This window comes from Ehrlichia japonica (assembly GCF_000632845.1).
Classification (GTDB): domain Bacteria; phylum Pseudomonadota; class Alphaproteobacteria; order Rickettsiales; family Anaplasmataceae; genus Ehrlichia; species Ehrlichia japonica.
The window spans coordinates 393,409-404,572 of the sequence record NZ_CP007474.1 but is presented as its reverse complement, the minus strand read 5'-3'; the positions used below and the strand labels follow the sequence as shown (position 1 = coordinate 404,572).

Annotated in this window: 16 protein-coding genes; all 16 read right to left on the bottom strand. The window is 30.2% G+C overall.

Annotated features, from left to right (window positions below):
• Positions 1 to 451: 451 nt before the first annotated feature.
• Positions 452 to 2,818, bottom strand: coding sequence for a phenylalanine--tRNA ligase subunit beta (gene pheT / locus EHF_RS01685; RefSeq protein ID WP_044194448.1), 2,367 nt, complete (start codon positions 2,816 to 2,818; stop codon positions 452 to 454).
• Positions 2,819 to 2,867: 49 nt separating this feature from the next.
• Positions 2,868 to 3,272, bottom strand: a complete 405-nt coding sequence (rplQ, locus tag EHF_RS01680; RefSeq protein ID WP_044194444.1) for a 50S ribosomal protein L17 — start codon at positions 3,270 to 3,272, stop codon at positions 2,868 to 2,870.
• Between the two features lie 9 nt (positions 3,273 to 3,281).
• Complete coding sequence (locus EHF_RS01675; protein ID WP_044195833.1) at positions 3,282 to 4,352, bottom strand: DNA-directed RNA polymerase subunit alpha; 1,071 nt, start codon at positions 4,350 to 4,352, stop codon at positions 3,282 to 3,284.
• 77 nt (positions 4,353 to 4,429) lie between these two features.
• Positions 4,430 to 4,810, bottom strand: a complete 381-nt coding sequence (gene rpsK, locus EHF_RS01670; protein ID WP_044194441.1) for a 30S ribosomal protein S11 — start codon at positions 4,808 to 4,810, stop codon at positions 4,430 to 4,432.
• Positions 4,811 to 4,821: 11 nt separating this feature from the next.
• The gene (gene rpsM / locus EHF_RS01665) at positions 4,822 to 5,193 is read right to left on the bottom strand and encodes a 30S ribosomal protein S13 (protein ID WP_044195830.1); all 372 of its coding nucleotides are present in this window, start codon (positions 5,191 to 5,193) and stop codon (positions 4,822 to 4,824) included.
• 58 nt (positions 5,194 to 5,251) lie between these two features.
• Positions 5,252 to 5,917: an adenylate kinase family protein gene (locus EHF_RS01660; RefSeq protein ID WP_044194439.1), complete on the bottom strand. Its 666-nt coding sequence runs from the start codon at positions 5,915 to 5,917 to the stop codon at positions 5,252 to 5,254.
• Entirely contained in the window at positions 5,902 to 7,200 is a 1,299-nt protein-coding gene (gene secY / locus EHF_RS01655) for a preprotein translocase subunit SecY (RefSeq protein ID WP_044195828.1), read from the bottom strand. Before secY ends, EHF_RS01660 begins: the two co-directional genes overlap by 16 nt.
• Positions 7,201 to 7,242: 42 nt before the next feature.
• Entirely contained in the window at positions 7,243 to 7,710 is a 468-nt protein-coding gene (gene rplO, locus EHF_RS01650) for a 50S ribosomal protein L15 (RefSeq protein ID WP_052349270.1), read from the bottom strand.
• 3 nt (positions 7,711 to 7,713) lie between these two features.
• A complete protein-coding gene (rpsE, locus tag EHF_RS01645; RefSeq protein ID WP_044194436.1) occupies positions 7,714 to 8,238 on the bottom strand; it encodes a 30S ribosomal protein S5 in 525 nt (174 codons plus the stop codon).
• 17 nt (positions 8,239 to 8,255) lie between these two features.
• Positions 8,256 to 8,618: a 50S ribosomal protein L18 gene (gene rplR, locus EHF_RS01640; protein WP_052349269.1), complete on the bottom strand. Its 363-nt coding sequence runs from the start codon at positions 8,616 to 8,618 to the stop codon at positions 8,256 to 8,258.
• Between the two features lie 21 nt (positions 8,619 to 8,639).
• Positions 8,640 to 9,176: a 50S ribosomal protein L6 gene (gene rplF / locus EHF_RS01635; RefSeq protein WP_044194431.1), complete on the bottom strand. Its 537-nt coding sequence runs from the start codon at positions 9,174 to 9,176 to the stop codon at positions 8,640 to 8,642.
• An 11-nt stretch (positions 9,177 to 9,187) separates the two neighbouring features.
• Complete coding sequence (gene rpsH / locus EHF_RS01630) at positions 9,188 to 9,586, bottom strand: 30S ribosomal protein S8 (protein WP_044194424.1); 399 nt, start codon at positions 9,584 to 9,586, stop codon at positions 9,188 to 9,190.
• Between the two features lie 21 nt (positions 9,587 to 9,607).
• Positions 9,608 to 9,913: a 30S ribosomal protein S14 gene (gene rpsN / locus EHF_RS01625; RefSeq protein WP_044194423.1), complete on the bottom strand. Its 306-nt coding sequence runs from the start codon at positions 9,911 to 9,913 to the stop codon at positions 9,608 to 9,610.
• Positions 9,914 to 9,922: 9 nt separating this feature from the next.
• The gene (gene rplE / locus EHF_RS01620) at positions 9,923 to 10,456 is read right to left on the bottom strand and encodes a 50S ribosomal protein L5 (protein WP_044194421.1); all 534 of its coding nucleotides are present in this window, start codon (positions 10,454 to 10,456) and stop codon (positions 9,923 to 9,925) included.
• Between the two features lie 11 nt (positions 10,457 to 10,467).
• Positions 10,468 to 10,797 (bottom strand): 50S ribosomal protein L24, encoded by a 330-nt coding sequence (rplX, locus tag EHF_RS01615; RefSeq protein WP_044194419.1) that lies wholly within the window; start codon positions 10,795 to 10,797, stop codon positions 10,468 to 10,470.
• Between the two features lies 1 nt (position 10,798).
• Complete coding sequence (gene rplN / locus EHF_RS01610; protein ID WP_044194416.1) at positions 10,799 to 11,158, bottom strand: 50S ribosomal protein L14; 360 nt, start codon at positions 11,156 to 11,158, stop codon at positions 10,799 to 10,801.
• Positions 11,159 to 11,164: the final 6 nt, after the last annotated feature.

Genomic DNA, 11,164 nt, shown 5'->3' with positions numbered 1-11,164 from the left:
ACGCTAACAGTAAATTGGCTATTGTAAACAGGATATAGAAGGACCTATGAGTTTTTATTGTTTATGAATATATCACTCCAGACATTATAATAAGAATATTTATTTTAAGCTTGTACTTATTAGTATGGTATTGTTTTCAAAAACCAGCTTTTACATTTAATAACATGCACACACTAATTATCATGGATCATACAGTTATATTGATATTGAGATGTTACTTAAGTGATAAATATTAATAATTTTTCCCTATGATACTTGTATATTATTAAATAGCACATCTAAGAAGATGTAATCAAAGACTTTTTTAGCAATGCTAACAATTAGAAAAATATTCTTATACCATACTTAAAAAATTATATAATCTACTATACTTGTGCACCCCAGTGTAACATAAACAACATTCGTAAATATCAAATAAATGAATAGCAAAAAGACACACAATTTTCACAACTTAAAAAGATCTTAATACCCCACCAAGTTCCTGAGCTACAGCATTAATTATCAAATCAGACGCATCTTTTATTTCTTGATCATTTAATGTGTGATCAACAGGCTTGAAAGTAACTGATAATGCAACAGATAATTTATTATCACCTATATTATTTCCCTCATATAAATCAAAAACTGCAACATTATCTATTAAGGTACTATTACTATTTTTGGTAACATCTATTAAACGTTGTACACTTATATCTTTATTAATTAAAAAAGCAAAATCACGTTTTACACACTGATAACATGATTCTACAAATTCTTTACGTACTAAATCTACTTGAGGAATTTTATACAAAAATACCTCAAAACAAACTATTGGACGTTTTATTTCATATAAATGCATAATATCAGGATGTAGTTCTCCAAAATACCCTAACAAAATATTGTTAAAATATACATCTGCAGACTTCACAGGATGGAGATATGATCTGTCAGATTTTTTAAATTCTACAGCACTAGACTCAATATTTAATTCCTGTAATATACTAATAACATCAGATTTGACATCAAAAATATCAACAGATCTATCAAGTTTATAAAGATTGCGTGGGAAATTATTTCCATATCTGACGCCACCTACCACATAACTGTTATTACTACATACATTATTAATACTATAAATTTGACCTATCTCAAAAATAGCTATCTCGCTATTTCCATATGCTTGATTCTCAGAAACAACCTGAAGCAAATTCAATAAAATACTAGGACGCATTAAATTTAACTTATCACTAATGGGATTATCTATTAGCAATAATTCCGAATCATAACCTAACTTCTTAGCAAACGTTATATTTGTAAATGACCAAGTGATTACTTCCATCAACCCTTCAGCCAATAGCACTGATCTTAATCTATCATAACAGTTATCAGTAATATCAACATGAGAAATAGGTATAGGTTCTTCAACTATTTGATCATATCCATATAACCGAAGAACTTCTTCTATAACATCAGAATGATGCTTAATATCAGATCTCCATGAAGGAACTGTCACTTTCCAAACACATCCATTACTATTATCTATAATAAAGCCAAGCTTAATCAAAAAATCAGAAATTTGTTCTACTAAAATATCAACATTTCCCACTTTTCTTACAGATTCTAGAGGAAAATCTAATTCAATATCATTAACTAAATAATTTTCATCAGAAACAACATCAAAAGACTCCCCACCACAATATTCCAAGATCATTTTTGTAGCTAAATCTAGCCCAGTTTGCAAAAATTTAGGATCAAGAAATCTTTCAAAACGATAACTAGCGTCAGTAGATAATTTAATTTTTCTTGAAGATAGAACAATATCTACAGGATTAAACCATGCAGATTCTAAAAAAATATCCCTTGTATCTAATAAACAACTACTTAATTGAGAACCTATTATTCCAGCAATACCATGGACATTATTATCTAAGTCAACAGCTATAATATTTTCTGCACCTAAAATGTATTTTTTATTATTAAGAGCAGCAAATTCTACTTGATTTTCAGCTTTTTTAAAAATCAGTTTCTTCGTTATTTTACTTGCATCATATACATGAAGTGGCCTATTGAAAGACAGCATAATATAATTTGTTATGTCAACAACAAATGAAACTGAACTTATCCCACATGCTAACAAATAATCCTTTAACCACTTAGGACTTTCACGATTTTTTATTCCTTTAATATATCTTCCCTTGACTATTCCATCAACTTGTACACAAACCTCAATTGGGGAAGTATTAGAATCGGTAGAATTACTAATAACTTGATGATCTACACACCTCAATTCCCCTATACCAGCAGCAGCTAAATCACGAGCTATACCATATACTCCTAAACAATCTCCACGATTTGGAGTAATGTTAACTTCTATTACTGGATCACAAGGAAAAAAAGTATCTCCTACATTATAAGTGGATGGCAATTCAATTATTCCATCACTAGAATCATTATGGCCTATAATTCCTAATTCATCCTTAGAACATAGCATGCCATAACTTTCAACACCTCGCAGTTTTACCATATTAATCACATATTGATTTTTTGGCATTACACTACCAACATGTGCTAAGACAGATTTCATACCAGTTCTTACATTAGAAGCACCACACACAACCTGGAAAATTTCCTTTCCATCAAATACTTTACACACCCTTAACTTATCAGCTGCGTGATGAGGAATTACTTCTAATACCTCAGCAATTACAAAAGTTTTTAAATGATCACAATAATCTACACTATTTACTTCTATACCAATATCACTAAGCTTCTTAATTATTAAATCCAAAGAAACATTTGTATCAAGATATTGTCTCAACCATGAAAGTGTAAACCTCATAACCAATCACTTTAGATAAAAAACATGAGAATACTATAAAAATACAAAATTAAGAACTCTTATTATTACTTTCAACAGTTGCTACCTGTCTATCAACAAACTCTATAATTGCTATAGGTGCACTATCACTTTTACGGAATCCATTTTTTATAATTCTAGTATATCCACCATTTCTATTTCTATAGCGTACTGACAATACATCAATTAATTTATCAGCTGCATCAGGATTTTTAATTTTAGAAATTAATAACCTTTTTCCATAAACTAAATTTTTTTCTTTATAGACTTTACCAATGGTAATAAGCTTTTCTACATAAGGACGTATTTCCTTTGCTTTAGGTAAAGTAGTAGATATCCTTTCATGCTTAATTAAAGATATACACAAATTCAAAAGCATAGATACTCTATGAGCACTGGTACGAGAAAACTTTCTATGAGCAACACGATGCCTCATAATACAACCTCATTCTTCACTATATTGTTTACTTAAACTCTCAATGGATTCAGGAGGCCAATTCGCAATCTTCATTCCTAAATGCAAATTCATACTTGCTAAAAGCTCATTAATCTCATTAAGCGACTTTCTACCAAAATTTGGAGTTCTCAACATATCAGATTCAGTTTTTTGAACCAAATCTCCTATATAAGTAATATTATCATTTTTCAAACAATTATAAGATCTTACTGAAAGTTCTAATTCATCAACTTTACGCAATAAATTAGAATCATAAGGTAATGTATCTTTAGTATCAACTTTCTTATGAGGCTCATCAGTTTCATCAAAATTAATAAACGGTTGAAATTGATCTTGTAAAATTCTTGCAGCTAATGCCACTGCTTCATCAGGCAAAATAGATCCATCTGTCTCCACAGACATAATTAATTTATCATAATCTGTAAATTGGCCAATACGGCTACTTTCTACTTTAAAAGATGCCTTTTTTATAGGACTATAGAGAGCATTAGTAGCAATGAAATTTACTGGTATATCACCAAGCTTACTAATTGATCTACGCTTCACAGCTGGAACATAACCTTTTCCAGCATTAACATACATCTTTATATTAAAATCTACACCCTGATCTAAAGTGCAAATTAATAAATCTTTATTCAGTATCATACAATCATCAGTATCAGCTATCATCCCAGACCTTACCTCACATGGTCCCTTTACTTTAAGAGATAAAACCTTACTATTCATACCAGAAAGTTTTACTCTCATCATGCTAATATTCAAAAGAATATCTGTTACATCTTCCCTAACTCCAGAAATCGAAGTAAATTCGTGCAAAACATTTTCTATCTCAACCCCATAAACAGCAAAGCCACGTAAAGAGGACACCATGACTCTTCTTAAAGCATTACCTAAAGTTAAAGCAAAACCACTCTCAAGAGGTTCAATAATTAAATCTGCCTTGTTCGGAGAAGTACCATTAGGAACCACCTTAATAGAAGAAGGCTTAGTCAACTTACTCCAATGATCACTCATTGATATATAACTCACTCCATTAGAGTACGCATTACCTACCGCCATATAACCCGAGTCTTGAGCAATAGAATTAGAATCCTCATCAAAAATCACAACAGAACCTCACATAGTAACAAATACACTTAAACTCTACGTCTTCCTGGAAGTTTACATCCATTATGCGGAAGCTTTGTAGTATCTTTAATAGAAGTAACATTTAAATTACAAGCCTGTACAGCTCTTATAGCTGCTTCTCTACCTGCACCAGGACCAGAAACTTTAATAGACACTGTTTTCATCCCATTTTGTTCAACAACTGTTCTAACAGCATGACTTGCTGTTTCTTGTGCTGCATAAGGAGTTGCTTTCTTAGAACCTTTAAAGCCACATGCTCCAGCAGAAGTACATATTAACGAATGTCCTTGCTGATCTGTAACTGTCACAATGATATTATTATAGGTAGCATGAATATGTACTACCCCAACTACAACATTTCTTTTTTTCTTTTTATACAATACGCTCATAATATACCTTGTTATTTTTTCTTAGCAGCAACTGGTAATCTCGACCTACCCTTACGAGTTTTAGCATTAGTATGAGTCCTTTGACCACGAACAGGCAGCCCTCTCCTATGCCTTAACCCTCTATAGCATCCTATGTCAGTTAAAAACTTAATATTCATACTAACTTCTTTTCTTAGATCGCCTTCTACTATATAATTCTCTCTAATAAAATTCCTAATTCTAATAATCTCATCATCATTTAAATTCACAACACGAATATTATGATCAATATTACAACCCTCACAGATTCTATTAGCTAAAGAAAGACCAATACCATATATATAAGTTAAAGCAATAACTATACGCTTATTTGTAGGAATATTTACTCCAGCTATACGCGCCACTAACTCTCCTCCACAAGATAACAAATGTTTTGTAATATAGCAAATATGCAGATTAACGTCAACCAATAATTAAAGGGTCTATTTTGCCTTTTATATCACAAGTAACTTCTTCTATTGACCTACCTGCATCAATGCACACAATCTTACCACAATAATAATTCTCTAATTGTTTTATCTCTTCATTATATTGATTTACTCTTTTTATGATAACTTCTACTTTATCATCATAACGATAATCTAGTTGATTGCTTTTACAAAACTTACAAAAAATCTCATTTATTGTTTTATCAAAAAAATTTAAATTAGAAACCTGTCCACAATTTTTACATAAAATACGGCCATATAACCTATTCTTTATTGTTTCTAGATCTAATTGCAATTGTATTACTATATCAATCTGACTATTATATTCTTCTAAAATTCCTGTTAAAAACCTTGCTTGCTCTAAATTTCTTGGAAATCCATCTAACAAAAACCCATTCTTTATTTTACTAATAGATTTAACAAACATTTTACAGACTACATCATCACTCACTAAATCACCAGATTCCATAGCTTGCTTAATTCTTCTACCATCATCGGTATCAAGTTTTACTTCATTCCTTAACAAATCTCCTGTTGAAATTACAGAAATAGTACTATAACTTTCTGACAAAATACGGCATTGTGTACCTTTACCAGACCCAGGAGGACCAAAAATTAGTATATTTATTTTATTTTCCATAGTTCAGATTTTTTAATTAATGTACTATATCTGCTTGAATATAAATGTGTCTGTACCTGAGAGAATGTGTCAATTATTACGTTTATTATTATCAAAAAGCTAGTACCTCCTAAAGTAAAAGAAACAGAATAGTTATACCTTATTAATTCAGGAATTATGCAAATAATTGTTAAATAAATTGATCCTAAAACAGTTAATCTTTTTATCACATAGTTAAAGTATTCACAAGTACCATTTCCAGGTCTTTTTCCTGGAATAAAACCTCCATTTTTTTTTAAGATCTGTGATGTTTCTTTCGAATCAAAAACAAAAGCCGTATAAAAAAATGCAAAAAATATTATTAATAATGCATAACATACCATATACAGCAACTTACCAGATGAAAAATGCATCAATATAAAATCAGACCATGCAGACCCTTGATGAAAATTTGCTATTGTAATCGGAGATAATAATAAAGCATTAGCAAAAATAGGTGGAATTACCCCAGAAATATTAATTTTTAATGGAATATAAGTAGAACTACTACCATATAACTTATTTTTAACTTGTCTCTTAGGATACTGTACTAATATCTTTCTATAAGATTTCTCAATAAAAATAATTAATAATAATAATGCAAAAAATATTAAAAGCATTAATAAAATCACAAATATTGGAACATTACCATTTTTACCTAATAAAAACATAGAAGAAAAAGATCCAGGCAATTCAGCTACTATACCTGTAAATATAATCATAGATACACCATTACCTATCCCGTTTTTACTAATTCTTTCTCCTAACCAAAGTAAAAACATTGTACCACCTAATAGACTACTGATACCTACTATACGAAATAATATACCAGGATCAATGACTACAATACTAGTTTCAGTATTCATTTTTTCTAATCCAAGCAAAATAACAAAACCTTGAATTAAACAGAAAAAAATAGTCATATATCGTATATAACTATTAATTTTAATTCGTCCTAATTCACCATTTTGCCTAAGATCATTTAGTTTTGGAATAGTTACTGATAATAGCTGAACAATTATAGAAGAGACTATATATGGCATAACATTTAATGCAAAAATAGTCATTCTACCTAAAGCACCACCAGAAAATACATTAAAAATTCCTAACACACCTACAGAATGTTTTGCAACTACTGCATCTATTACATCTGGATTAATACCAGGAATTGGTATATATGTACCTAAACGGTATATAATAAGACACAATAAAGTAAACCAAAGCTTACCTAATAAATTATCCTTATTCCAAGATAGTAAATCCATTTTTTGTGACATAAGACTACTTAACTATGAATTTAAATATTATTATTTACTTTCTGACACATTACTTAATAAAGTAACTTGTGACCTTGCTGACTTTGAAATAAAATCATACTCAATTGCCACTGCAGTATTTAATTTACCATTTCCAAGAATCTTAATTTTTTCTTGAACAGAAGAAATAATTCCTAGATTAAATAAAATTTTTTTCGTAATCGCAGAAACATCTTCAATTTTTTTACTATCAATTAACCTCTGAATTGTAGACAAATTGATTATTGAATACCTATCTCTAATCAGAGAATTAAATCCTCTTTTAGGCAATCTGGTAAATATAGATTGTTGACCACCTTCAAACCCGTTTATAGAAACCCCAGATCTTGCCTTCTGCCCTTTATGCCCACGACCAGAAGTCTTACCTTTTCCGCAACCTATACCTCTACCTAACACCTTAGGTTTTTTCTTTTTAGGTAATCCGCTAAATATATTATTTAATTTTATAACTGTATCCATAAATTACCTATTTTCAATAATATCACCTATCTTCCTACTCCTTTTATTAGCTACCTGCTTCGGTGATAGCATTTTTCTAAAAGCAGCAAAAACAGCATATACAACGTTATGTGAATTTGAAGATCCTATAGATTTTGCTACAACATCCTGTACCCCTAAAACTTCAAAAATTAAACGTATAGAACCACCAGCTATAATACCTGTACCCACCTTAGCTGACCTTAACATAACTTTACTTGAACAAAACTTAGCTTTTATATCATGATGCAAAGTCCTAGATTCACGTAAATGCACTCTGATCATATTTTTCTTAGCAGCATTAACAGCTTTGATTTTAGCTTCAGACACTTCAAGGTGTTTACCTATTCCACAACCAACCTTACCTTTCTCATCCCCTATAACTACTAATACTGAGAAAGAAAATCTACGGCCACCTTTTACAACTTTTGCAACTCGCCTCACAGAAACTATCAATTCAGAAAAATCATTAGAACCATGAACATTTCGTGACTTCTTTACAACATCCATATTATAAAACCTACTTATTAAAACTCAAAACCATAATTCCGCAATTCATTTGCAAACTCAGAAACTATTCCCGTATATTTATAAAGACCTCTATCGAAAACAAATTTTTTACAATTATCTAACTTATGCAATCGATCAGACATCAACTTTGCAACAACTTTTACAGAATCACTATTAACCTTTCTATTAGTTAAAGCAACAACTTCACGTTCTAAAGTAGATGCTGAAGCAAACGTTTTGCCACATTTATCATCTATTAATTGAACATAAAAATGCCTATTCGATTTGAAAATAGATAACCTTAATAAAGATGAATTCTTTTTTAATTTCAACCTAACACGCCTTTTACGTCTTTCAAATCTAGTACAATTATATACCATAATTTTAACCATTACCCCACTTTACTTTTTCTTGTTAACTTCTTTTCTATGAACATATTTACCTTTAATAGAAATACCTTTACCTTTATATGGATTATATTTCCTAATTGAACATATATCAGATGCTACCATATATACTTTTTGTTTATCAAAACCTTTAATCAATATTTGAGTAGGTTTAACACATTGAATAACAATACCCTTAGGGATTTTATATTTTACCCCATGACTAAAACCCAATGATAAAGATAAATATTCACCATTAACTTCAGCCTTATAACCAACACCATTAACTTCAAGTTCAACCACTAATCCTTGAGATAAACCTATGGCATAATTATTAATTATACTTCTGTAAGTTCCCCACATTACTCTCGACTTGATAGACTTATCACTAATACGCAACACAATCTTGCCATCAGCAATATTACAAAGAATACCATGATTTAAAATCAATTTTAATGAATTTTCACTATTCTTTAAGGTAAGCTGATTATCAATTAAATCTGCCTGAACATTACTAGGAATCACTATAGGCACAGAGCCAACTCTTGACATTAATTAATCTCCTAAAAAACACCACATAAAATTTCTCCACCAACACCAGACTTACGAGCATTATAATCTGACATAATTCCCTTAGACGTCGATACTATATATAAGCCTAACCCATTATAAAATTTAGGCATACTTTTAGCTGAACAATAGGACCTTTTACCTGGCTTTGATATTCTAGCTATCTGACTAATTACAGGTGCACCATTATAATATTTTAGTTTTACTTCAAAAAATTTTATATTAGAACTCTTTGATTTTTCAGTAAATCCATCTATATATCCTTCTGAAAGTAAAATTTGTAATATAGCATGAATAACATAAGAATAAGAAACCACTACCACCTTATTCATACTTAGCTGCCCATTACGTATACTTGTTAAAAAATTAGCAATAGGATCTGACAAAGACACTACCAACCCCTCCTTTCAATATTACCAACTAGATTTAGTCAACCCAGGTATTTGTCCAATTGAACCTAATTGACGTAAAACAATACGAGAAACTTTAAATTTTCTATAACATCCTCTAGGTCTTCCAGTAATTAAACACCTATTTCTAATTCTAATATAAGATGAATCTCTAGGAAGCTTAGATAATTTTATCTGAGCTAAAAACCTATCATTCATAGAGAGAGATTGATCTTTAATTATAGCTTTTAATTCCTCTCTCTTACTCTTCAATCTATTACAAACAGATATACGCTTTAAATTTCTTTGTATAACAGATTTTCTTGACATGAATACCCTTTAATTAATAAATGGAAAACCAAATTCCATTAACAATAACTTAGCATCATTATTGTTAACTGCATTTGTTACAATGTTAATATCTAATCCTAGTATCTTATCTATTTTATCATAGTCTATTTCTAAAAATGAAATATGCTCCTTTATACCAATTGATAAGTTACCACAACCATCAAGCTGATTAACAGATAATCCTTTGAAATCCTGTTCTCTAGGAAGAACAACATAAATAAGTCTCTCTAAAAATTCATACATTTTATTATTCCTTAAAGTAACTTTACATCCAATAGGAAACCCTTTACGTATCTTAAATCCAGCAATAGATTTTTTTGCATAAGTTGCTACAGGCTTCTGACCAGCTATTAACGCAAGATCACGCACACAAGAATTCATAACTTTACTATCAGAACCCCTTACACCTAACCCTATATTTAAACAAACTTTTACAATTTTAGGAACTTGCATCACATTGCTATATCCAAGCTTAGCTTTTAAAGACGGCACAATATGACTCTTATATAAATCTTTTAACATAAAAAAACAACCTATTCTATAATTTTACCAGAAGATTTCATAAAACGCACTTTTCTTTCACCAATAAATTTATAGCCTACTCTTGTTTGAATTCCAAGTGTAGAATCAAATAATGCAACATTTGAAAGATTTATAGGTTTTTCAACACTTATAATACCACCATCATTCTTTTGAGTAGCTTTAACACTCTTTTTACATACATTAATCCCTGAAATTATTGCAAAAGAAACATCCTTACCATAATGCTTTTTTTTCAGAATTTTTACTACTTTTCCCATTTTTCCTTTATCTTTGCCGCTGATTACTATAACATCATCACCAGCAATAATCTTTATACCCATCTTATAATACCTCTACAGCTAAAGACATAACCTTAGAAAAAAGACCAAAAGGTAATTTTTTAATCGGACCAAATACACGAGTCCCTAACGGATCACCTTGATCATTAATTAATACAACAGCATTACTTGAAAATCTCATAACACTCCCATCTAATCTACGTACTGCTTTCTTTACCCTAACAACCACTGCTTTATAAACTTTCCCTTTACTAACTTTTCCTCGCGGAGTAATTACCTTAGTAGAAACAATAATAATATCACCAACTGAAGCAGATTTTTTACCACCTAACAACCCTATACACAACACTTTACGTGCACCAGAATTATCTGCAACATCTAATAAAGTATTCTTCTGTATCATAAACTA